Annotated in this window: 24 protein-coding genes; 11 read left to right on the top strand and 13 right to left on the bottom strand. The window is 41.0% G+C overall.

Translation table 11 applies throughout. From position 1 onward, the window contains the following. Positions 1 to 66: 66 nt before the first annotated feature. From OCV67_RS10495 to OCV67_RS10470, 6 genes are all read right to left on the bottom strand, one after another. Positions 67 to 1029, bottom strand: a complete 963-nt coding sequence (locus OCV67_RS10495) for a hypothetical protein (protein WP_262644542.1) — start codon at positions 1027 to 1029, stop codon at positions 67 to 69. A gap of 68 nt (positions 1030 to 1097) precedes the next feature. Further along, entirely contained in the window at positions 1098 to 1367 is a 270-nt protein-coding gene (locus tag OCV67_RS10490; protein ID WP_147643937.1) for a hypothetical protein, read from the bottom strand. Between the two features lie 12 nt (positions 1368 to 1379). Further along, positions 1380 to 1643 (bottom strand): hypothetical protein, encoded by a 264-nt coding sequence (locus OCV67_RS10485; protein ID WP_262644541.1) that lies wholly within the window; start codon positions 1641 to 1643, stop codon positions 1380 to 1382. Between the two features lie 181 nt (positions 1644 to 1824). Beyond that, a complete protein-coding gene (locus OCV67_RS10480; protein WP_147643935.1) occupies positions 1825 to 5994 on the bottom strand; it encodes a SpaA isopeptide-forming pilin-related protein in 4170 nt (1389 codons plus the stop codon). Positions 5995 to 6257: 263 nt separating this feature from the next. Then, positions 6258 to 7193: a ParB/RepB/Spo0J family partition protein gene (locus tag OCV67_RS10475; protein ID WP_147643934.1), complete on the bottom strand. Its 936-nt coding sequence runs from the start codon at positions 7191 to 7193 to the stop codon at positions 6258 to 6260. After that, positions 7150 to 7974: a ParA family protein gene (locus tag OCV67_RS10470; protein WP_147643933.1), complete on the bottom strand. Its 825-nt coding sequence runs from the start codon at positions 7972 to 7974 to the stop codon at positions 7150 to 7152. The genes OCV67_RS10475 and OCV67_RS10470 overlap by 44 nt, the downstream gene beginning before the upstream one ends. 704 nt (positions 7975 to 8678) lie before the next feature. Here OCV67_RS10470 and OCV67_RS10465 point away from each other — a divergent pair. Further along, on the top strand, positions 8679 to 9509 hold the full coding sequence (locus OCV67_RS10465) for a class I SAM-dependent methyltransferase (RefSeq protein WP_147643932.1): 831 nt from the start codon (positions 8679 to 8681) through the stop codon (positions 9507 to 9509). Positions 9510 to 9694: 185 nt separating this feature from the next. On the opposite strand, the gene OCV67_RS10460 is transcribed toward OCV67_RS10465, so the two are convergent. The 6 genes from OCV67_RS10460 to OCV67_RS10435 form a co-directional block, all read right to left on the bottom strand. Continuing rightward, complete coding sequence (locus tag OCV67_RS10460; protein WP_147643931.1) at positions 9695 to 9874, bottom strand: hypothetical protein; 180 nt, start codon at positions 9872 to 9874, stop codon at positions 9695 to 9697. Continuing rightward, entirely contained in the window at positions 9871 to 11292 is a 1422-nt protein-coding gene (locus OCV67_RS10455; protein WP_147643930.1) for a zinc-ribbon domain-containing protein, read from the bottom strand. Before OCV67_RS10455 ends, OCV67_RS10460 begins: the two co-directional genes overlap by 4 nt. 150 nt (positions 11293 to 11442) lie before the next feature. Next, positions 11443 to 11859 carry a TIGR04076 family protein gene (locus OCV67_RS10450; protein WP_147643929.1) on the bottom strand — a complete coding sequence of 139 codons (417 nt, stop codon included), beginning with the start codon at positions 11857 to 11859 and terminating at the stop codon, positions 11443 to 11445. Between the two features lie 202 nt (positions 11860 to 12061). After that, positions 12062 to 13648, bottom strand: a complete 1587-nt coding sequence (gene lysS, locus OCV67_RS10445) for a lysine--tRNA ligase (RefSeq protein ID WP_178085099.1) — start codon at positions 13646 to 13648, stop codon at positions 12062 to 12064. 21 nt (positions 13649 to 13669) lie between these two features. Then, entirely contained in the window at positions 13670 to 14140 is a 471-nt protein-coding gene (greA, locus tag OCV67_RS10440) for a transcription elongation factor GreA (RefSeq protein WP_147643928.1), read from the bottom strand. A gap of 106 nt (positions 14141 to 14246) precedes the next feature. After that, entirely contained in the window at positions 14247 to 15644 is a 1398-nt protein-coding gene (locus OCV67_RS10435) for a leucine-rich repeat protein (RefSeq protein ID WP_147643927.1), read from the bottom strand. Positions 15645 to 15812: 168 nt separating this feature from the next. Here OCV67_RS10435 and OCV67_RS10430 point away from each other — a divergent pair, with 168 nt between their 5' ends. From OCV67_RS10430 to queF, 10 genes are all read left to right on the top strand, one after another. Beyond that, positions 15813 to 16118 carry a hypothetical protein gene (locus tag OCV67_RS10430; RefSeq protein WP_147643926.1) on the top strand — a complete coding sequence of 102 codons (306 nt, stop codon included), beginning with the start codon at positions 15813 to 15815 and terminating at the stop codon, positions 16116 to 16118. A 4-nt stretch (positions 16119 to 16122) separates the two neighbouring features. Beyond that, on the top strand, positions 16123 to 17070 hold the full coding sequence (locus OCV67_RS10425) for a D-2-hydroxyacid dehydrogenase (RefSeq protein ID WP_147643925.1): 948 nt from the start codon (positions 16123 to 16125) through the stop codon (positions 17068 to 17070). 20 nt (positions 17071 to 17090) lie between these two features. Next, positions 17091 to 17879, top strand: a complete 789-nt coding sequence (gene proB / locus OCV67_RS10420; protein ID WP_147643924.1) for a glutamate 5-kinase — start codon at positions 17091 to 17093, stop codon at positions 17877 to 17879. Positions 17880 to 17895: 16 nt separating this feature from the next. Then, positions 17896 to 19143 (top strand): glutamate-5-semialdehyde dehydrogenase, encoded by a 1248-nt coding sequence (locus OCV67_RS10415; RefSeq protein WP_147643923.1) that lies wholly within the window; start codon positions 17896 to 17898, stop codon positions 19141 to 19143. Positions 19144 to 19154: 11 nt separating this feature from the next. Continuing rightward, positions 19155 to 20315 (top strand): hypothetical protein, encoded by a 1161-nt coding sequence (locus OCV67_RS10410; protein ID WP_147643922.1) that lies wholly within the window; start codon positions 19155 to 19157, stop codon positions 20313 to 20315. Positions 20316 to 20463: 148 nt separating this feature from the next. Further along, positions 20464 to 20886 (top strand): 6-carboxytetrahydropterin synthase QueD, encoded by a 423-nt coding sequence (gene queD, locus OCV67_RS10405; protein ID WP_147643921.1) that lies wholly within the window; start codon positions 20464 to 20466, stop codon positions 20884 to 20886. Position 20887: 1 nt separating this feature from the next. After that, positions 20888 to 21553: a putative 7-carboxy-7-deazaguanine synthase QueE gene (queE, locus tag OCV67_RS10400; RefSeq protein WP_262644537.1), complete on the top strand. Its 666-nt coding sequence runs from the start codon at positions 20888 to 20890 to the stop codon at positions 21551 to 21553. Positions 21554 to 21556: 3 nt separating this feature from the next. Continuing rightward, entirely contained in the window at positions 21557 to 22135 is a 579-nt protein-coding gene (gene folE, locus OCV67_RS10395; RefSeq protein ID WP_147643919.1) for a GTP cyclohydrolase I FolE, read from the top strand. Positions 22136 to 22146: 11 nt separating this feature from the next. After that, positions 22147 to 22827 carry a 7-cyano-7-deazaguanine synthase QueC gene (gene queC / locus OCV67_RS10390; RefSeq protein WP_147643918.1) on the top strand — a complete coding sequence of 227 codons (681 nt, stop codon included), beginning with the start codon at positions 22147 to 22149 and terminating at the stop codon, positions 22825 to 22827. Positions 22828 to 22831: 4 nt separating this feature from the next. Continuing rightward, positions 22832 to 23320, top strand: coding sequence for a preQ(1) synthase (gene queF, locus OCV67_RS10385; RefSeq protein ID WP_147643917.1), 489 nt, complete (start codon positions 22832 to 22834; stop codon positions 23318 to 23320). Positions 23321 to 23431: 111 nt separating this feature from the next. On the opposite strand, the gene OCV67_RS10380 is transcribed toward queF, so the two are convergent. Next, positions 23432 to 24160, bottom strand: coding sequence for a YebC/PmpR family DNA-binding transcriptional regulator (locus OCV67_RS10380; RefSeq protein WP_147643916.1), 729 nt, complete (start codon positions 24158 to 24160; stop codon positions 23432 to 23434). Between the last annotated feature and the right edge of the window lie 14 nt (positions 24161 to 24174).

Here is a 24174-nt window from a genome sequence, read left to right as displayed (position 1 = left end):
TTTTATAATCTTAATCGCATTCACTCGGCTATTAATTATTTGTCGCCCATTCATTTTGAAAAATCTTTACTTTCTTCTTAATTCTTTTCGCCTTTTTGTGTCCAGATTATTGACTATGGTCCACTCACTTCCGGCTGCTCCGGCAATCTCAGGTTCGGCAGGCTGTAATCGCCCACCATCGTGTAGGTCAGTTCGTTCATCGCTAAAGCTCCTTTCGGTTTTATTTTCAACCCCATTGTACTCATTTCTGTTCTGACCGGCAATTATGCGATTTTGCCGATCCAAAGCCATAACGGTCTTTGCTATCTCAGATAATCCCATTTCCGCAATATCGCTTGTGGCAAATCCAAGCGCATTGAGCGTTTCCTGCGTATTAAAGTTGGTAACATCTCTGAAATCATCGTCCTCAAAATAGCTTTCCGTATCAATACCGAGCCGGGACATCATCATATACGCCACGCTGTTAGTAACAACCACCCGATATAGAGAAGTGATACTGTCCTCGTCCAGTCCTTCCAAAAAACTGTCGTTTACCGAGTACAGCAAATCTCGGATATAGTCGGGAAGATTGTCCTCGGCGGCATTTTTCGCCGCACATATAACAGCTTCCGCAAGATTGCTTTTGTTGTCAATTTCTCCAAAAGTACTTTCCAGCGTTTCGATTACATCGGCTTCATACTCCTGCCGCATATTCCAAAGGGGAACGGGACGGGAATATCTGCTCTCGTGGGTATCGGAAATATCAAAGTAATGCGTAAGCCTTTGCCTTTCACGGTTCTCATCGGCAAATACCGCAATGCCTCTTGCCCCACGATTTACCCAACGACCAAAGCTTCTGTTCCAACGCTCAATCTCAAGGACTGCCGTTGCGTCCGGTCGCTGTGCGAATACTAAAAGCTGTTCGTCATAGCGCAGCTTATAGTTCCGACAAGCCGACTGCAAAAACGCCTGCCAGCTCTGAGGATTTGATACAACCGTTTTACAGGTGCGGTTATACAGCTCAGAAATCAGGTCATATTTTCGTGCCATACCCCAAGTCCCTCCTTATCGTTTTTTTCTTTATTCTTATCTTGTTCGGCTGGTTTACTGGCTCAACCTTATTCCTGTTCTGCTCCATTGCCGTCACCTCGCTGACTCTTTCCCGCTTCCTCACTGCCTCCGCCCAAGTACGAGAACAGCTTGCCGGCTTTCGTCTGCTTCTGAAACTCCATTATCAAAGTCATATCGGGTATCGTGATATTCGGGATTGCCAAAATCGCCGCCATATCGAGCTGCTGCAATTTCTTTTCGGTATCACAGCCTGCGTCAAAGAGCTTATTCAGCACCTTGACCTTGTTCTGAAATGTTGCATTGTTTTTGCCTGCCATATAAAATCCTCCTTACCCTATGTTGATGACGATAGAAATACAATCCTGCGGCTTCGGCTGCGGACTGCGTGAAAGCTCCGGAAATAAAGACTGCACACGCTGTCTTGCCCTTCGTATGGTTTCAAAGCAGGGCAGTCCATAGAGCTTATAATTAAACACAATGTCCTCCAGCGGCAGCTCTCCCACACGCATATAGCTGTAACGGTTATAGTAATGGAGAATGAGCAGCATATCGTCGTATCTCGACCTCGGACACTCTTTCAAGATTTCAAGCACCCGGCTCTCCACCGTTTTTGATTGGTTCATAGCGTTCCTCCTAAAACAAAATAAGGGCGGAGTTTTTTACGCTCCGCCCCAAGTGTGATGATTTATTTCTTACGGTTTTTGACCTGAAGAAAAATAAAGCCGCCGATAATCACAGCGACCAATACAACAGCGATGATTGTCTTTGCTTCCATCAGTCTTTCCCCTCCTTTTTCTTCTTTCTGAAGGCGATCACAGAGGTTGCCGCAATGCCCGCAGCGGAAAGTCCGGCAAGCGCATACCAAAGGCTCATATTGGTGTCATCTCCGGTTTTCGGCGTATCCCTAAGCTCGTTGTGCATGGTTACGGTCGTGGTATCGTCTGCCTTTACCGTTACCTCTTTATCGGCAGGGAGGATATAGGCGGAAGAAGCCTGATCGGACACTTCGGAAATGGTGTAATCTCCGATACGGAGTCCTTCAATCAGGATTTCCCCGTTTTTATCCGTCTTATAAATCTGCTCAAATCCGTTTGCACCAAACACACGGAACGAGAAGCCTTCCACCTTTCCGTCTGAGGAAGTCTTGACAATTTTCAGGCTGCCTTTCATCACTTCATTGATAAAGCCGACGCCCGCTTTGTTTTCCACAGAATAGCTTTCGCCGTCTTCCTCTACGGATACGGAGTACACGCCTGTATCAAGGACAAATCCCTCCGGCGCTTTCGTTTCTTTCACAAGATATTTCCCGTAGAGCAGGTCACGCATTTCATAAATGCCTTTGGAAGTTTCTTCCAGCGTTCCAAGCAGTTCATCGCCCTTATCGAGCTTTCCGTCCCCGTTGGTGTCTTTGTAAACCTCAAACTCTGCTCCCGTCAGTTTGTTGTCCGGATAGTCTGCGTCTACTTTTGTAAGCGTGATATTGCCACGCACAAATTCGTTGATGATTTCCACTTCAACAACCTGTTCCTTTTCAGCAATGTTCACTTCGTAGACGGTATCATCAAGCACATATCCCTTCGGCTGGCTGATTTCCCTGACATACCAAATACCATACGGCACTTTGTCAAAAGCGAAGCTGCCGTCCTCTGCGGAAGTAACCGTCATAAGCGCATTTTCCTCGGTAAACTCCATATCGTCAGAAGCAAAGATACCGATAACAGCTCCGCCGAGCGCTTTTCCGTTCTCATCGACTTTTTTACCGGAAACAGAACCGTAAATCAGCTTGTTTTCGATTTTCTTACCATCGTTTACGCTGATCTCGACTTTTGCAGTATCCTGACCGGCGTATTCAAAGACAACGGGATATTCGGCGTCGTTTAAGATATAATGCTCATCGGCGGCAATCTCTTTGACATAATAGCTGCCCAGCGGAATATCCGTCTTGACAACCCCTTTCCCGTTTTCATCAAGGGTTACAATCTCAATCAAGCTGTCGGCAGGAATTACCGCACCGTTTGCAGCGGCAATATCCTCGGCGGCGTAAAGACCGAAGCTGATATTTTTAATTTCATCGCCCTTGCCGATACCGAAAATTTCATTGGTTTCAAGCGTTTTTTCAAGGCTGATTTCCGCTTTCTGTCTTTCGTTATAGAACGAAGTGGAAGTTTCCGTTACGGAAATCTCCTGACCGGCATAGGTAAGCTCCACTTCGTGCGTTTCGCTGTTTAATACCATACCGAACGGCGCTTCAACCTCCGTTACGGTATATCTGCCAAGATACAGTTCTTTGCTCTTAACCGTGCCGTCAGAGGTTGTGGTAACCGTATCCACCACTTCATCTTTGGAATAGCGGAGCGTACCGTCCGGCGTGTAAATATCCTCGGCGGCTCGGATTTCATAGACTGCGCCCTCAAGTCCGGCAGTTTCATATACCGGCTGATAGATTTTCGGCGTTTTCTCGCCGCCGCTGACGGTGACATCGGCGAAGATTTCTCCCGTCTTTTCCACACTGATTGTGCCTTTCTGCGCCATATTCGGCTTGTTTACCTTGACAACCGTAATGCCGCCCTCGTCAGAAGAATTTTCCTCCGTAACATCAAAGTAAACCGGCGTACTGTCAAGCACATAGCCATACGGAGCCTGCACCTCTACAAGCGAATATCCCTTGCCGTAATCCAGTTTTTCAGGCGTGACCAGAGAACCCTCGGCGTCTGTAAAGAAAGTATCAACCGTTGTCGGAGTCGGATAAGTGAAAGTCATTGTTACCTGATTTCCGTCAGGATCGTAAAGCTTGAAGCCGGCTCCCGCATAAGGAATGGATTTCCCGCTTTCTGCGTCCACTTTTACGATATGGACAAAGCTCTCAAAGTTTCTGTTATTGATGATATAGCGGTAAGTCTGACCGTCCTGTGCGATAAACACATCGAAGTCGTCCATCAGTTCTCTGCCTTCCCAACCGGAAGTCTGATGAACCGTATAAATGCCATATGGCATATCCTTCGTCTGTGCAAATCCGTTTTCATCGCAGACAAGCATATCTCTTTCGTCCTCACCTGCTGCGTCATAGCTTCCTGCGGATTTCAGGTACACTTCAAAAGCTGCTCCGTTTTCCGGTGTTTCAATCTGCGTTTCGCCATCGTCCGTATGCTTGATGATAGCGATATTGCCTTTCATAACCTGTTCTGTCACATCATTTGAAGTAAGGTTGTGTTCCACAGTATAAAGCTCCGGTTCAGCGCCGACCTTATGAACTGCGGTATCAAGCAAATATCCCTCAGACGGAGTGATTTCTCGGATAGTCCAGTCGTTATCACAGATATATTCTTTCGTAGTAAACTGTCCGTTCTTGTCCGTCACATATTTATCGACGAGTGTATCGCCCTTATAAATTCCATACACCGCACCGGCGAGGGAAGCGTCCCCCTGAGCTTCGCCTTTTTCAGCGTCACTTTTGGTTACAGTTACAGTAAATTTTTTCAGCACATTATGGAAAGTCCTGTTTGTTACCTTATTCCATTCCACCGTGGCTGTCTGTGTATCAGGCACAACATAACGCACCGCTGTATCCACTTCTTCAAGGACATACGGCGTATTGCCGCTGATCAGGATATTCTCAAATCTTGCAACTCCCTCTTTATCTGTTACGGCGTATTCATCTACTTTCAGACCGCTTAAAGATGTTCCGTAAAGATGGAATTTCACTCCCTCCACTAAATTATCCTCAGAAGTCTTTACAACCTCCAACTTTCCACGCTTTAAGGTATTGTTAAAGTTTACCGTAGTCGTTTTGCCTCCGATAAGAGTGACTTTCTGCGTATGCTGCGGCTCATAACGGTCAATACTCTGCTCTGTAATCGTATAAGTGGCAGGGAACAATCCCTCAACTGTCAGATTGCCGTTTTCATCAGTCACAACCGTTTTCTTAATGCCTTCGCCCTCAATGGTAAAACGGATACCCGCTACTACTCCATCTTCCGATGTCTTTTTCAAAGCGATTGTTCCGGTAGGCGTTTCCACATTGATATAGGCATTTACGCTGTCCGCATTTTCAACGCCGGTCACCAAGTCCTGTAAATCCGGATCGCCGTAGGCAATCAGCTTTGCGCTGCTGCTTACCGTAGGTACATTATTTCTTGTTGCAGAAATACGGACAGAGCCGCTGAAAGCATTGGCAGAAGTAATCGTCAGTTTGTTGCCCGATTTTGAAACTTTTACATCAGAGTCTGCACTTACAAAACTGAAATCGGAAAGAACGCCGTTGTTATCTGTAAGCGTAATGCTGTATTTCCCATCCTTATAGGCAAGCTTTTTGGTCACATCATTCTTTCCGCTTGCCATAAAGCTCGGAATCGTGCTGTGCTGTTCAAGCATATCCACAATCTTGTCATAAACTGCTTTCGCACCGCTGTTTGCGTAATTAGAGCCAAAGTGAAGGTTATAAACCTTATTGCTCGTCTTGCGGTAAGAGCCTGTCGCTTCCCGGCAGCCTGTTACAAACTCCCATACAAGCGTCTGTGTGGCAAGCCATTTCTCATCATCACTTCCCGAAAGATTGCTGCGGTTTCCCTGATAGCCGTAAAGCAATGCAAGACCGACCGCTTTTTTCTGATTGGAAGATAAAGCGTTCCAAGTTTCCGAAGAAGCCTTTTTCAAGGTATTTCCTGTTTTCAACGGAACACCCGGCTGAATACAAAAGGCGGTTTCTCCGTCTACAAACATTCGGTATTTATAGTTTCCCGTACCGCCTGCGGTATAGCCTCCAATATTAGCGCTGCCATTGTATCTCATTGCATTGCCGTTACTGTCATAGGTATTGGAAAAACTGATTGTTCCAATATCACCCGCCGCATAAACGGTCGTCGTGCCAATTCCTGCAAATGCGGTCACACACATAAGCGCTGCCATTAACAGCGATGTGACCTTTTTGAATTTGGACTTAATCATCTCTAAAATTCCTCCTAATTAAAATAAAAAGCACACCGCATTTCTACGATGTGTCTGTCCTTAACTGTTATTTTGTTTTAAAGCTAATTTTTTATCTTAACAAACACCTCCTTTGTGCTTCAACTGTGCGATTGCCCTTTGAGATAGACATATACTCTGAGATAGATATACTCAGGGAGATTGTATATATCCTTTTCGGTAAGTTAGCTTGTAAATCAGGGGTTAGAGTGTGAGAAAGGGGGGAATGAAAAGACACACTCGTCTTATCTGCTGTCACGCTCGGCACGGTTACGCAAAAACTTGTTGTAGTGTTCCAATGCCTTGCAGACATATTCCTCGGTCTGGCTGATTGGAATGTTTTTGGGGATAAGCTGACGCACTCTGTCGCCCCTCAGCACAATCTTCTCTTTTTGGTTTGGCTTATCCTCAGCCATAATCGAGGAAATAACCTCTGTCGTAAGCTTTCCCTCCTCAAAGAACTTTCGCATTTTTATGGTCTGTGCGTGTGACGGGGTAGCGTCGTTTAAGTCGATTTCATCAACAATATCACGCTGGCAATCTTCATCGAGATAGGAAAGTTCCACCGCAGGGCGCATTTTTATCCGCCCCTCATCGACAAACTCAAGCAGTTCGGGAACAAGCTCTGTTAAGCGAATATATCGGCGGATTTGTTCTCGACTTTCGCCGACTTCTGCTCCGAGCATTTCATTCGTTCTCGACTTCGACACCACTGGTGTCGAAGTTAAATCTGTACGCTTTCCTTGCCTATTCATCGCTTCCAATCTCATTTTGTAGGCAAACGCCTTTTCGCTCGGTAAAATCTGCGACCTTTGAAAATTGCTCTCGACCATCAGGATAGTGGCTTCTTCTTTTGACAGGTCTACAACCTCACAGCGCAGGGTATCAAATCCGGCAAGCTCACAGGCTCGCTTTCTTCTGTGACCTGACACAAGCTCATATCTGCCATCTTCCTTCTGTCTTACCGTAGCCGGTGTAATGACGCCTCTTTCCTTGACACTCTCCACAAGCTGCAACATATCTTCATCGTCACGCACCTTAAACGGGTGGTCGGGAAAATCATCTATCTCGCTTATGGGAATATCCCGGATTTTGGATAGCTTAGCGTCGTCACGCTGCTCCTGCGTTGAAAAAATATCATCGAATGTGGGCAGAGTGAAGTCGCTCTTTCTGTTTGCCATCAGCTAACACCTCCTTCGTAAATTCGGAGTAGGCTTTTGACACCGGACTGTTTGGCTCATAGGCGAAAATGCTCTCGCCCTTTGAAGCAACCTCGGCAGCTTTTACAGCCATTGGAATCTGGGATTTGTAAATCTTAATGTGCGAGCCAAAATTCTGCCTGAGCGCTTCCACGGTGCTTTTAGCAAGGTTGGTTCTGTTATCCACGATAGTCAATAGAATACCGTCAATCGCCAAATCCGGATTGATACATCTCTTTACCTTAGATATGGTTCTGAGAAGCTGCGTCATACACTTTGCCGGAAGATAGTGCGCCTGAACCGGAATAACTACGCTGTCTGCCGCCGATAAAGAGTTCAGCGTCATCATACCAAGCGAGGGAGAACAGTCGATTAAAATAAAATCGTATCTGTCCTTAACTTCGCTTAAATATGATTTCAAAAGAACCTCTCTGTTCATCGCAGTTACAAGGCTGATTTCAAAATCAAACAGGTCGCTGCTTGACGGTAACAGATCAACACCCTCTTTGTGCTTCAGTATTCCATTATACTGATTGCCTTCTTTGCCCTGAATGACCTCCATCATTTTGTCCGATATGGTGTTTTGAAGATTGTCCGTATCTTTCCACCCAAGACAAGTAGTAAGGTCGCCCTGCGGATCAGCGTCTACAAGCAGGACTTTCTTCCCCTGCATAGCAAGACCTACGCCCAAGTTGACTGCCGTTGTGGTTTTACCAACTCCGCCTTTTTGATTGCATATGGCAATCGTTTTACAGTTTGGCATTGCTGCGTTCCTCCTTCCGTTAGATTTATAGCCGCCTGCCAAAAGCGGCTATGTAGACAGCCGAGAAAACGCACCGTTTCCCCGGCTGAAATATTCATTATAGCAATATTTGTTCTCAACACCCCTTGCTATGGGAAGTCACTAAGGAACAGACTGCTAATCTGTATCATAGGAATTTCACCTCTGCCGGTTTCTCCGCCAGCTCCGTAGAGAAGTATCATTGTCATTCTGACTGTCTTCGCCATATCGGTGGCAACCCGATATTTGTGCCGGGAGTTCTCGCTCGTTTATTAAAAGTCTTGGCGTACCCGACGCTGCGGCTCATCATCAGAAATAAAGTCTTAGTGAATGTGTATTCAATTTTCAAAGTCCGTGAGGGGATACACTTCCGCATGGGGAAATAACCCTCTCACTTATTTGGAATTGGAAGTCCAAATGACACCCTATTTTCAGAAAAAAATTTCAAAAAAATTTCTCGACCTTGAAAATTGTCCCTATAACGCAAAAAAGCCTGTTCCGATTAAGGAACAGACTGTTGATTGATTTTTTCATATTTATGCGAAAACACCATTTCTAAACACTGAACTTCTCGCAAAATGGTAAGTACACATTGACTTGCTATGGAATTATGCTAAAATAACAGTTAGTTTAAGCTAATCAGTATAGAACTTGAGTTTATAATAAAAAATGTACAGGAGGCTGTTATGAAATACCATATTGAAAAAAATTCAGTGCAGGAAACATTGATTATTCCCTTATACGGGAGAAAAAAATGCGCCCAAAAATTTCCGCAGCTCTATAGTGATGAAACCGCTACACGTTTAATTGAACAGATTGATTATGATTTTTCCGAAGTGGAAAAAAAGAGCGATAGTTTTATACAGGAGTTTGGCTTTTTAGAGATTGCTATGCGCCAGAATGATTTGGCTTATGAAGTTAAGGAATATTTGAAAAGCCACCCAAAGGCTGCTGTTGTAAATATGGGCTGCGGTTTAGACAATACCGGGAGAAATTGCGATAACGGATTCTGCCATATTTATAATATCGACTTCCCTGATGTTATTGAAGTCAGAAACCACTTGCTTCCTGCGGGAGAACGTGAAAAAAATATCGCCGCTGATTTAAAAGACACATCATGGTTTGACGAAATCAATGCAAACGGCGGGGTAATTTTCTTCGCTGCAGGAGTGTTTTATTATTTTCTGACAGAAGAAGTAAAAACTTTGTTTTTGGCAATGTCAGAGCATTTTTCGGAAGGCAGAATCGTATTTGATACCTGCGGAAAGACGGGTAGCAAAATGATATCGAAGACATGGCTAAAACAAGCAGAAATCAAAGATGTAAACGCATACTTTTCGGTTGGAGATGTCCAAAAGGAGATCGCCCCGTGGTCAGAAAAATTTCGGCTGTCGTGTCGGGGCTATATGTTGGGCTATCAAAGTCTGAATGTACCCTCTGTCAAAAAAATGTATCGGGGATTGGCAAAAGTCGGGGATAACTTGATGAAAATGAAAATTGTACGAATTGACTTTTGAGCCTATTAAAAATGACAAGATTTCAGATATAAATATGTTGAAAGCGCAAGGATTTGGCTTTTGACAGCGAAAATTTCTTGAAAATACAAGGGTTGGCGAGAATTTAATAAACAAATTCCTGTTTATCAACCTCAATAACTACACACAAGACCTCCTACCGTTCAATGTGGTAAGAGGTCTTATTCTTATCTGTATTCAATTTTGATTTTTTTCTTTCTTGCTTTCACGAACTTACAAAGGACATCATCTACTGCGTCGGTGTATCTGCCTTGCCGGATCAGGCTGTTCTTCAGGCTGATAAGCGACTCGATAACTCTGCTGTATTCCGTTTCATCAAGATAAAGATGATATGTAATATCTCTCATTCTGACAACCTCCTATTTTGATTTTGTTTTCTTCGCCATTCAAAAAATCTCTTTCGGATAAACTCTGCGTCTTTTGTTTCATCAGAGGTTATGAAAATATGTATGCTGCGGAACGCCTTTTTTATTTTGCCTGCAAATTCGGTTTCATCATTACCAACTTTATAAGGTACTTTCAGGAGCCTGATATTTCGCTTTTTACAAAGATGTTCTTTTAGGCTTTCTATCTTTTCTGTTCCGTTGCAGGTTTCAATAGCAACCTTTTCTTCAGGTATGTATATTTCCAGCGGTATGCCGATAACCTCATCATAATCCGTCTGAACGCTCAGTTTTTTCATTCCGGCATAGAACATAACCGCCAGTTTTGGAAAGGCAGTGAGGTATTCTCTCTCGCACACCGCACAGCCTTTTCCCTCAATCGTTCTTTCTGATATTTTCCCTTTCCAAGAATGACCGAGAGGGCATTTCCACCATACACTCTGCATTGAATTCCTTGAAATCTTTTCAGGGGATATGTTCTTATTCTTCTCATAGTCCCATTCAGAAAGAAGCTCCGAATCCGTCGTTGCCAAGTCATTGTATCCGGCTAACACCGCACGGTCGGCACATACCGGACATACCGTTCCCTTCACTCTTGCATTAATCACCGATTTCCACTCATACCCGCACTCTCTGCATTTCCACCACACATTTCTGCGGGATTTTGCATTTACCATATCCGGCGCAAGCGGAAGATTACGCACCGACCATTCCTCTGCAAGCTGCGGGTGGGTAGTGGCAAAATCATTAAAACCTTTCAACAGAATTTGTCCGCTGCAATAGGGACATTTACTGCCGCCGGAGCGAGTGGAAATCAGCGTATGCCACTCATTGCCGCACTTCTTACATTTCCACCACACCTTACGGTTGGCAAACGCTGTAACCTGATTAGGCAGCAAGGGAGCGTTCTTTTCCGACCATTCCGCCGCTATCTCCGGCATTTGTGAAGCAAGGTCATTGAAGCCTTCTAAGATTGCATTGTGGGAGCAATACGGACAGCCTGTGCCGATTATCGCTCTGCTTTTAACAGTAGCTATCCACTCGTGACCGCATTTTCCTTTCCAAATCACTTTCTTATGAGAGCCGACCGTTACCATTGTGGGCTTTAAATCTTTGTTTTTTTTCGACCATTCTGCCGCAAGCTCCGGCTTTACTGTCGCCAAATCATTGATACCCTCCACAACTCTTGCACCCGAACAGATAGGACAATTCTCGCCCTTTGAACGAGCCTTAACGCTTGCCTGCCATTCGTGACCGCAAGCGCCTTTCCACCATACCAGCTTATTTGAACCGTATGTAATCTTGTCCGGCGTTAAAGGCAGGTTTTTCTCCGACCATTCCGAAACAAGCTCAGGGTGGACTGTTGATAAAATGTTACTCATATCAAATCCTCTCCTTCCTCTGCGATTACATTATATTGGAAAAGGAGATTTTTTCGTAGTTTGCGAACAGGCAAAAGAAAAAGCCCTTTGGGAGAAAATTTACTCTCTCAAAGGGCAATATAGCAATCCAATCAAATGTCACTTAGTGTCTTATTCGCAATCCAATCTCTCGATTTTGAAAATAACAGGTCTTGTACCATCGTTACAACAAGCAATCATCACCCGGTCATCTTTTGTCCAGCCGTGCATGATGCTTCCGCCTTGAAGCGCCGTATATATGTATCTACTGATAGCGTCCCACGCCTCTGAACAAAACGGAACACCTTTACTGCCGCAGTGCGCTGTTCCGGGGGACTGCAAACAGCCTTCGTCTGGCGTTCCTGATTTGACTAATGTTCCCTCACCGCAATGCCAATAATCATCTCTTTCGTCATTACGATAGAAAATAAACTCGTCACCCACATTATAGCAAGGGCATTTGCCGCTGTCTGGGACGGCACAATACTGTTCCTGAAGCTCAGGAAACAATTTTTTATCCAGTACAGTTACTTTACATCTATATTCCATCATCATTCCTCCAAACATTCATTGCTTCACTATCTGTTTGAAAATGGGCAATCCCACTATGGGACTGCCCATTCATTCTGTTAATTATGCGATTTTTTCGCCTCTGCACATTTTCCTGCACCGATTGGTGTAAGTTTGGTGTAAGGTGTAAGATTTTCGGCTTTGCCGAACCTTGCAAACCCGCATAAATACTGGGTTTTTCCTACTTGTCGCTCGGTAAAGGTTTCATTGTCGGGAACAGAAGTACATCTCTTATAGACGCACTGTCAGTCAACAGCATCACAAGACGATCAAGTCCCAAACCAAGTCCGCCTGTAGGAGGCATACCGTATTCAAGAGCGGTAACGAAATCTTCATCAACTTCTGCATTAGCACCCTGCGCTCTCTTTGCTTCAACCTGTTTTACAAAACGTTCTCTCTGATCAATAGGATCGTTAAGTTCAGAGAAAGCATTACCCATTTCTCTAGCATAAATAAAATATTCAAATCTTTCGGTAAACGCCGGATCAGACGGTTTTCTTTTAGCAAGCGGAGAATTTTCAACCGGATAATCATAAATAATAGTCGGCTGAATAAGCTTATCTTCAACGAATTCATCAAAGAAAGCTATGAGAACATGACCCTTTGTAGCAGAATCTCCTTCTTCTACCTCTACGCCTTTTTCCTTTGCACATGCCCTTGCATCTTCATCAGACTTCCATTCATTATAGTCAACGCCTGCATATTTCTTCACAGCCTCAACCATAGTAAGCTTTTCCCAAGGAGCAGAAAGGTTTATACTTTCACCCTGATATTCAATTACAGTATCACCGCAGATTTTCTTTGCAAGCGTTTCATACATATTTTCAATCAGTTCCATCATACCCTTGTAATCAGTATATGCCTGATACATTTCAATTGTTGTAAATTCCGGATTGTGTGAAGTATCCATACCCTCATTTCTGAAAATACGTCCTACTTCGTAAACCTTTTCAAAACCGCCTACAATTAGTCTTTTCAGATACAGCTCTGTTTCAATTCTCAGATACATATCCAAATCCAAAGCATTATGATGAGTTTTAAACGGTCTTGCTGCCGCACCAATCTCCAATGTATGAAGTACCGGAGTATCAACTTCAAGATATCCAAGATTATCCAGATAATTCCTAATTTCACGCAGGATAAGACTTCTCTTTACAAACGTATCTTTAACATCCGGATTCACAATCAGATCAACATAACGCTGTCTGTAGCGTGTATCCTGATCTTTCAGACCATGCCATTTTTCCGGAAGAGGAAGAAGCGACTTTGAAAGCAAGGTAACCTTTTGAGCATGAACTGAAATTTCTCCCTTTTTTGTTCTGAAAACAAAACCTTCAACGCCGATTATATCGCCAATATCCCATTTCTTGAATTCCTTGAATTCTTCCTTACCGATATCGTTCATTCTTACATAAACCTGAATTCGATCGCTTTCATCTCTTACGTCAATAAAGTTTGCCCTGCCCATATCTCGCCAGCTCATAATACGTCCGGCAATAAACACGATTCTTTCCTTGATTTTGTCAAGTCCTGCCGAAACGACTTCTTCATTGCCATCAGCCGCTTCAATTATTGCTTTTTCTTCTGCTTCATAGTTTAATTTAATTTCAGCATTTTTTGCATTTACATCAAATTTTGTAATTTCATAAGGATTGGCATTGTTCGCTTTAAGTTCATTAAGCTTTTCAAGACGAACTTTTTTCAGTATGTTTATATCCTGCTCAGTAATTTCTTCCTCAGCAATATTATTGTTCTGAATGTCGCTCATTTTTAAATTCCACCGTCCAATTTATTTTGATATTTCAATAACCTCAAATCGTATTTCACCGACTGGCGCTTCAACTATAAAGAAGTCACCGACTTTTTTCTTCATAGCCGCCTTGCCTATAGGAGATTCATCAGAAATTTTATTATTGTCAGCGTCTGCTTCAGTCGTACCGACAATCTGTAAAACTTCAATTTCATCGCTGTTATCTCTTTTAATTTTTATAACGGAACCAACACCGATCTCATCAACAGAAATACTGTCTCCCTCTACAACTTCAGCATTGGAAATAGTTTCTTCAATCTGTGCAATTGTCGCTTCAAGCATAGCTTGTTCGTTTTTTGCTTCATCGTATTCGGCATTTTCTGACAAATCGCCGAACGCTCTGGCTTCTTTAAGTTTTTGAGCCACTTCTGCTCTTCTGACTGTTACTAATCGTGTATATTCCTCCTGGAGCTTTTCAAAGCCTTCACGGGACATCTGCTTTTTTGCCATAACTTTATTTCTCCTTATTAAAAATTCAATTAAACATTACATCATATTATTATATATGATTTTCCGTACTTTGTCAATGGATTACTAATATACAAATTTAATGCATTTACTTTTTTATACTCTGCTCTGCCAGGTATTTTGCAATAGCCGCTGCATCAGCTGCTGTTACTTTTCCGTCACCGTTAAAATCTGCATTCGGATAATTCTCCGCAGTTACCTTTTCACCTTTAACAGACGCTTCTGCAAGTGTTTTTGCAATAAACGCCGCATCACTGGCACGAAGCTTTCCATCGCCGTTGGCGTCGCCTTTAACGCCATTGTATTCTGTACCTATAACTGCAAACTTTATATTACATTTTTCTGCATAAGCCTGAGCTGTTGAATTTTCATGACCGTAAATTATACCGGTATAAATATACTCTTCGTTTACTTCGTCATATTTATCACAAATTGTATTATTGTAATTGTATAGAAGATTATAACCATATATCTCACATTTTGGGTTTTTTATTGTTATACTTTTTAAACTTTCACAACAGAAAAATGTATTCTCACCTATATTTGTAACGCCTTCGGGTATAACTATCCCGTTAAGACTTGTACAGTTCCAAAACGCATACTTTCCTAAGCTTGTTAATTTATCTGGCATATTTATTGTTTTCAAACCCCTGCAATTGCTAAAACCAAATTCACCTATGTAATTTATTTTATCGGGAAGAATTATTGATTCCAGAATATAACAGCCGGCAAATGCTCCCCCGCCTATTTTTGTTACACTTTCCTTAACCGTATATTCCGTTTCTGTTTTACCGATTGGATATTTTATTAACGTTGTACAATCCTTATTAAATAAAACACCGTCTACTGAACAAAAATCGGCATTATTTTCTGATACATTTATACTCTCAAGTTTTTCAGAACCGGAAATTGCCCATTCTCCCGTATTTCCCATATATTTTACGCTTTCCGGTATTGTCAATTCTATTAAATTATTACAATCTTCAAATGCATTTTCAGATATTTTTGTTACTCCGTTGCTAATAGTATATCTCTCCGTTTTTTTGGCAGATGGATACTTAATTAAATCTGTTTTTTCTTTATTGAACAGAACTCCGTCTAAAGAACAAAAATTATTACTATTTTCAGATACATTTATATTTTCCAAACTAACGCAAATATTAAACGCAGCATCATCTATAAAAATAACACTATCTGGTATAGTTATCTCTGTTAGACCAAAACAGAATGCAAATACAAAATCTTTTATCCTCGTTACCGGCATTCCCTCTATCTCATCCGGAATGTCTGCCCTAGTAACGAACTCATCACAATCTGTTATTTCAACAGAATCATTTTTTCCGTCATTATTGCTGTCATAAAGAACATAAGTAAACTCACCGTAAACATTTTCCGCTGCATTAACTTCTGGAAATTGCGTTCCCAATAAACCGACAGTACACAATAAAGCCGATGTAATACTTAAAATTTTTTTAACATGTTTCATAATAATTACCTTTCTCAGAATAAAATATGATATTATTTTAACATTTACAGAACATATTGTCAATTGAATTATAATTTAATTCCAACGTCATACATATTTTCTTGACAAAAAAGTTGCAGAATGTTATAATTAAGCTTGGTTAATTATGTATTTTTTAAGGAGTTTTTTATGAACAATAATATTTTTCCTCTTCCGTTTACAGCACATCTGGTTTTCTCATGCATTGCATTTTTATTTTTTATTATTCAGTTCGCAAGGGTAAAGCATAAACATCAGCTTATAATGGCTGTCGCTGTGCCGGCAACGCTTCTACTTTATGTAAATTCAAACAAAACATGGTTTTATATAATTGGATTCGGCGAACTAATTCTTTTGATTGCCGCTCTTATAACTGCAATCATTGAAAAAAGAAAAGAAAAAGCTTTGGCAGCAGAACAGACTGTTGAAAATCCAAAAGAAAACACACAGGAATAAGCTTATGAAAATCTGTATTCTAGACTGGACAACTGTAACCTCAGGCGATATAAGCTCTGATATTTTCAGAGAATTCGGCGAAATCAAGTGCTATGAGCTCACTGATAATGAACATGCGGCTGAGTATATCGGAGACGCCGATATGGTTCTTTGCAATAAAGTACTTATTACAGACGATGTAATAAAAAAATGTCCTAATTTAAAATACATAGGACTTTTTGCTACAGGATATAATAACATTGACCTTAAAAGTGCCTCGGAACACGGCATAACAGTATGCAATGCAGGCAGCTATTCTACAGACGCAGTCGCACAGCAGACATTTGCTTATATACTAGACCACTACAGCAGAATTTCACAATACGATAAATTTGTAAAAAATGACGGATGGATAAATTCAAAAACCTTTTCAAAATTTCCCATAAAAACTATGGAGCTTTCAGGCAAAACCATTTCTATAATCGGATTCGGAAGTATAGGAAAAGCCGTTGCCAAAATTGCTGACGCTTTCGGTATGAAAGTATTGGTAAATACCAGAACTGCTCCCGTGAACTGTCCGTATGAAACGGTTTCACTGGAAAACGCTTTTAAACGCGCGGATATACTTACCATTCACTGTCCTCTGACTGAACAGACAGTCGGTATTATCAATGCTGAAAATCTTTCACTCATGAAATGCAATGCGATAGTGATAAATACTGCAAGAGGCGGTATTGTAAAAGAACAAGAACTTGCCGACGCTCTTAACAGCGGACGGATTTCAGCGGCATATCTGGACGTTCTGGTAAACGAACCTATGAGTCCTGAGACGCCCCTGAAAACCGCTAAAAACTGCGTTATAACCCCTCATACCGCATGGGCTCCTCTGGAAACACGTCTGAGACTTATAAATATAGTATGTTCAAATATTAAGGCGTTTCTTAGCGGAAGTCCGGTAAACAAGGTAAATTAGGCCCCGAAAGGATCAGACTTATGTTTAATATTTCAAATAAAAAGAGGATTGTCATAAAGCTTGGCACCTCTACTTTAGCTCACAAAACCGGAAAGCTTAATATCCGCAGAATGAATAATCTTGTACGTGTTCTTGCAGACCTGCAAAATTCCGGAAAAGAATTGATTATTGTATCCTCCGGCGCTATCGGTTTGGGTGTGGGAAAGCTGGGACTTCGCCATAAACCAGATGATACTCCTACAAAACAGGCTGCGGCAGCTGTAGGACAATGCGAATTAATGTATCTGTATGACGATTTATTTGATAATTACGGCATTACAGTAGCACAGATACTTCTGACTAAAACCATTATTGAAACCGAACGTCAGAAAAACGTTGAAAATACTTTTGATAAGCTGATTTCCATGGGAGTTATTCCCATCGTAAATGAAAACGATACTGTTGCCATTGACGAGCTGGAACTGGAAATTGGTGAAAATGATTCATTATCTGCGATAGTAGCAAAGCTTGCAAAAGCCGATTTGCTTATAATTCTTTCTGATATTGACGGACTTTATGACAGCGATCCCCATAAAAATCCAGAAGCAAAGTTGATTCCGGTGGTTACGGAAATCAATGAGCATATTGAAAATATTGCGGGCGGAGCCGGAACCTCTTTAGGTACGGGCGGAATGGCTACAAAAATCAATGCTGCCAAAATTGCAAATGAAGCCGGAATCGATATGATAATTATGAACGGCAATAATCCTGACAAACTTTATGGACTTTTTGAAAACGATGAAACAGGAACGATTTTTATTTCACACTAATACGGAGGTGTCCACTATGACTTATATTGAAACACTCGGCGCAAAGGCAAAAGCTGCGGAACACGCTGCTGCGTCAGCATCGGCAAAGCTGAAAAACGAAGCGTTAAAGTCAATTGCCGACGCACTTATTCAAAATACAAGCCTTATTATTGAAAAAAATAAGCTCGACCTTGAAAATGCAGTAAAAAACGGCATGTCCGTTTCAATGCAGGACAGGCTTATGCTCAATGAAAAACGTATAAGCGACATCGCTTCAAGCGTACTTAAACTCATTGAAGCCGAAGATCTGATAGGTTCTGTCGATTACGGCGTTATCCGTCCTAACGGACTTAAAATCTGCAAAACAAGAGTACCGCTTGGAGTTATCGGAATTATTTTTGAATCCCGTCCGAATGTTACCGTCGACGCCGCAACCCTTTGTCTCAAAGCCGGAAATACGGTTATTTTAAAGGGCGGCAAAGAAGCGATAAACTCCAATAAATGTCTTGCCGATGTGATGAGAGCAGCAGTTGAAAAAGCGGGTCTGCCGGCTGATGTAATTCAGCTTGTTGAAGATACTTCCCGTGAAGCGGCTGCTGAACTTATGAAGCTCAACAAATATCTCGACGTACTCATTCCAAGAGGCGGCACAGGACTTATAAACGCTGTTGTCAATCAGGCTACAGTACCTGTTATTGAAACAGGTACAGGAAACTGTCATGTTTATGTTGACGAATCAGCCGATATTCAAATGGCTGCCGATATTGTCAATAACGGCAAAACTCAGCGTCCGTCCGTATGCAATGCAGTAGAAAGCCTTCTTGTTCATAAAAATATTGCCGAAGCCGCTTTGCCTGTTATTAAATCAAAACTGGACGAACACAACGTAGAAATCAGAGGCTGCAAAAAAACAGCGGAGATTCTCGGCGACTGCGTTACTTTAGCTTCTGATGATGATTATGCTACTGAATTTCTCGATTTTATTATTTCCGTCAAAGTGGTTGATTCTATTGAAGAGGCAATTGAGCATATTCAAAAATATTCAACAAGACATTCCGAATGCATAGTTACAAAAAGCCTTGAAAACGCTGAAAAATTTCAGAGAGAAGTTGACGCAGCCGCAGTATATGTAAATGCTTCCACACGGTTTACAGACGGCGGCGAATTCGGATTCGGAGCAGAAATCGGAATCTCAACTCAAAAGCTCCATGCAAGAGGTCCTATGGGACTGCATGAGCTTACAACCGTAAAATATCTTATAAACGGAAACGGTCAAATAAGATAAGGAGAATTCCTATGGATATACTTGAGGAAATCGAGGAAACACTAAATGAAAAAAAGAGAAAATGGAATTATACGCCTATGAGAGAAAAAAGTGAAACAGATGCCCTGATAGATGAACTTTTGAGAGAATTTTCTGCTGAAAACAGAGATATTCAATCCGGAAAGAAACTCTCTTATCAGTCCTCATCTTATAATTATTCCGACTATAATATAAAATCAGAAGCAGAAGAACGGGAAGAATATAACCGTTCTCTGTCCTCCTCACAACCTCCTGAAAGTGACGCTACAAGGATCTATTCAATAAACGATATTTCCGAAAATGAACCTGATCATAGCTATAACGATTCAGGATACAATGATAACAACAACGATTACGGCAGTGACGACGACGGATATAATGATAATTACGGCGATGATGAATATGACGATGAATTTAATGACGCACATCAGATGAATACGGAGGAATTTGCCGAATTCCTTGACGCTGAAGATGACAGTATGAGAGACGATGTTCCCAGAAGGAGAAGTCCATGGAAAACTGCTTGGCGTATTATATACACAGCAGTAGTCGCAGCGTTTACTATTATCGGCATATTCAGTTCTGCAATTTATTGTCTTGAAAAACTTGAAATGACTCCTGCTGACAAACAGGAAAAAGAAAATATTTTAAGAGCAGAGGTACAAAAGGTTATATATCCTTTAGTTGAAACCCAAGTAAGCGACTTTGAAAGCTTTGATGATATTCCGGCAGAAGAGCTTATTAATATTTCAGTATGGGAAATCATCATTAACGGAGATATAAAAATATTCCGCAACTCAGAAACAGAGGAAACCCTGATACCTCAAACCCAAATTGAATATGTAATTGAAAAACTATTCGGCAGCGAGGACAAAATTGAAAATATTACATCAGGAATCGGCGATGTTTCTATTATTTATGATAAAGACCAAAAAGGCTATGTCATTCCGGAAAATACTGATATTTATACAATGTATCCGGTAGTGACAAACGTGTCCGTTTCCGATGATATCTATACTTTAAATGTTGAATGCTACAAGGATTCTCCCGCCTGGAACAGGGAAAAGAAAATCGCTCCGGAAAAGAAAATGGTATTTACTTTAAAGAAAACCTCTGACTACTATAATATTATTTCCGCAAAAACAGTATCTTGACGAAATTCAATATATATGTTACAATAAATACGGACAGTTCGTTTGTGCCATCCTGTCCCTAAACAAAACCAGGACATCATAAGCTTAAAGTAATTTAAGGGTATAGGTGTCTCTATACCCTTTTTGTATTTTAAAGGAAGTGTAATAAATGTATTTTCTCAAAACTGAAGCCGCATTTGACAGCGCTCATTTTTTATATGGCTATGAAGGCAAATGCAGCAATATTCACGGTCACAGATGGAAAATTGAAGTGACAGTTCAAAACGCATTCCTGCAAAGAAACGGACAGAACAAAGGAATGATAATGGATTTTACCGATCTGAAAAAGGCTTTGCAGCTTATTGCCGACCATTACGACCACTCGTTAATTTATGAAAAAAATACACTTAAACCCGATACTATGGAACTCCTTAAACGAGACGGTTTCAGATTAGTTGAACTGCCATTCAGACCTACTGCTGAAAATCTTTCCAGACACTTTTTTATGATTTTAAAAGAACGGGGCTTCCGTCCGCACAATGTAACAGTTTATGAAACGCCAAACAACTGCGCTATGTACGAGGAGGGATAAGTTGTACAGATATAACATTGCTGAAAAGTTTGTAAGTATTAACGGTGAAGGACGAAAAGCAGGTCAGCCGGCAGTTTTTATACGTTTTAAAGGCTGTAATCTGAACTGTTCCTACTGCGATACATTTTGGGCAAATTCTGATAATTGTCCGGCAGAAATGATGACCGCCAATGATATTCTTGTTTACATACAAAAAACAGGTATCTCCAATGTTACACTAACAGGAGGAGAACCCCTTATTCAAACAGGTATTTACGAGCTTATTGACTTGCTATGTCAAAATGGTCTGGACGTTGAAATTGAAACTAACGGTTCCGAGGACATATCTCCTTTCAGACAGATGAAAATAATGCCGTCCTTTACTCTGGACTACAAGCTGCCGTCAAGCGGTATGGAACGGTTTATGGAAATGAAAAATTACGATTTTCTTACAAAAAACGATACAATAAAATTCGTATGCGGCAGTAATGAGGATCTTCAGAAAGCACTTGAAATAATCGAAAAAAAACACCTGACAAAAAAATGCGCCGTTTATTTGAGTCCGGTTTTCGGAAAAATCGAACCTCGTGAAATAGTTGATTTCATGCTTGAAAATAAAATGAACGGAATTAATTTTCAGCTTCAGCTTCATAAATTTATTTGGAATCCTGATAAGAGAGGAGTGTAGGCAATGGCAATTGATAAAAATGCAATTATAGAGCATATCAGGGGAATACTAATCGCTCTCGGAGACGATCCGGAACGTGAAGGACTTAAAGAAACTCCTGAACGTGTTGCAAATATGTATGAAGAAATCTTTGAGGGAATGAATTATACCAACCGTGAAATCGCAGATATGTTCTGCAAGACTTTTGAACTTCCGGACTCAGAAAATGACGATATGGTAATTGTAAAAGACATAGAAGTTTTTTCTCACTGCGAGCATCATCTTGCGCTTATGTATGACATGAAAGTTACTGTTGCTTACATTCCTGACGGAAAGGTTTTAGGTCTTTCAAAAATCGCACGTATTGCAGATATGGCAGCAAAGCGTTTGCAGCTTCAGGAAAAGCTAGGAGCTGATATTGCTGAAATCATTTCCATAGCTTCCGGTTCGCAGGACGTTGCTGTTTATATTGAAGGCAAACATTCCTGCATGACCGCAAGAGGTATTAAAAACGGCAGTTCATACACCCGTTCAACAACTTTAAGAGGTAAGTTTAAAACTGATACAGCTTTGCAAAACAGATTATTTTTACAGATAAAATAAAGGAGTTTAATATGAAAGCGCTTGTATTATTTAGCGGCGGCATTGACAGTACTACCTGTCTTGGACTTGCCATTTCAAAATACGGAAAAGAAAATGTTATCGCACTGTCTATAACATATGGACAAAAACATACAAAAGAAATTGAAGCCGCCAACGCAATTGTACAATATTATGGAATTGAAAAAATTGATCTGGACTTGTCACTGATTTTCAGATTTTCAGATTGTTCTTTACTTAAAGGCTCTGATGAAGACATTCCTCATGAATCATATGCACAACAGCTTGAAAAGACAAACGGTTCTCCTGTTTCAACGTACGTTCCTTTCCGTAACGGATTGTTTATTTCGTCAGCGGCAGCAATTGCCTTGTCAAGGAAATGCAGTGTAATTTATTACGGCGCTCACGCTGACGACGCTGCCGGCAATGCTTATCCGGACTGTTCTTCTGTTTTCAACACCGCTATGAATACAGCTGTTTATGAGGGCAGCGGCAAACAGCTTAAAATTGAAGCGCCATTCGTAAATATGACAAAAGCAGACGTTGTAAAAATCGGTCTTGAATTAAAGGTTCCTTATGAACTTACATGGAGCTGTTATGAAGGCGGAGATAAACCTTGCGGTCAATGCGGCACATGTATTGACCGTGCAAAGGCATTTGAATTAAACGGTGTCAACGATCCTGCAATGAGGTGAAAAAATGGATAATAGAGAAAAGGAAAACTTAACACTTCTGGGTAATCAGCAAACTAAATATCCTGATAATTATGCTCCGGAAGTACTTGAAACATTTGAAAACAAACATCAGGAAAATGACTATTTTGTTAAGTTTAATTGTCCGGAATTTACAAGCTTATGCCCTATTACAGGTCAGCCGGATTTTGCAACGATCTACATTTCCTACATTCCGGATGTAAAAATGGTAGAAAGCAAGTCATTGAAGCTTTATCTTTTCAGCTACCGCAATCACGGTGACTTTCATGAGGATTGCGTAAATAAAATTATGAAGGATTTAATTGATCTTATGGATCCCAAATATATTGAAGTATGGGGTAAATTTACTCCCAGAGGCGGAATCTCAATTGATCCATACTGCAACTATGGCAAACCCGGTACAAAATGGGAAAAGCTTGCTGAAAACAGATTATTTAATCATGATATGTATCCGGAAAAGATTGATAACCGATAATTTTATTTTAATATAAAATATTTTATCGCCTTAAGAGATTATAATTTAAAGAGCTAACCGAAATATATTTCAGTTAGCTCTTTTAGTTATAGCATATATTACTAATAATACTTAATCTGCATTTTCCCAGTTGTGATAAACATTTTGAACATCATCATTATCCTCAAGATGTTCCAGAAGAAGATTCATTTTTTTAATATGTTCCTCGTCTGTAAGTGTAGTATATGTTGAAGGAATCTGATCAACTTCTGCTGAAACAACATTATATCCCTTTGAAACCAGTCCTTCTCTGAGCGTTCCCAGTTCAGACGGTTCACATGAAATTTCAACTACCTCCTCCTCAACAGACATATCATCAGCACCAAATTCAAAAGCATCTTCCATTATCGTATCTTCATCAACACCGTTGTTTTCGACAATAACTATACCTTTTTTCGTAAACATAAAAGAAACGCAGCCGCTTGTACCGAGATTTCCGCCGAACTTGTCAAAATAGTGGCGTATGTCTCCGGCAGTTCTGTTTTTATTGTCTGTAAGGCACTCAACAATTACCGCTACCCCGTTAGGACCATATCCCTCATAAATATTGGTTTCATAATTATTTTTATCTCCGCCGCCGGCAGCTTTTTTGATAACTCTTTCAATATTGTCATTAGGCACATTATTTGATTTTGCCTTTGCGATCAGATCACGAAGCTTTGAATTGTTATTCGGATCCGGACCGCCTTCTTTTACGCATACTGTTATTTCACGTCCGATCTTGGTAAAAATTTTACCTTTTGCAGCGTCAGTCGCTTCCTTTTTTCTTTTTATATTATTCCATTTTGAATGTCCTGACATAAAAAGTCACACTC

Origin of the sequence: Porcipelethomonas ammoniilytica (assembly GCF_025567485.1) — a bacterium.
GTDB classification, from domain to species: domain Bacteria; phylum Bacillota; class Clostridia; order Oscillospirales; family Ruminococcaceae; genus Porcipelethomonas; species Porcipelethomonas ammoniilytica.
The sequence above is the reverse complement of the archived record's forward strand: the minus strand, read 5'-3'. Positions and strand labels throughout refer to the sequence as shown.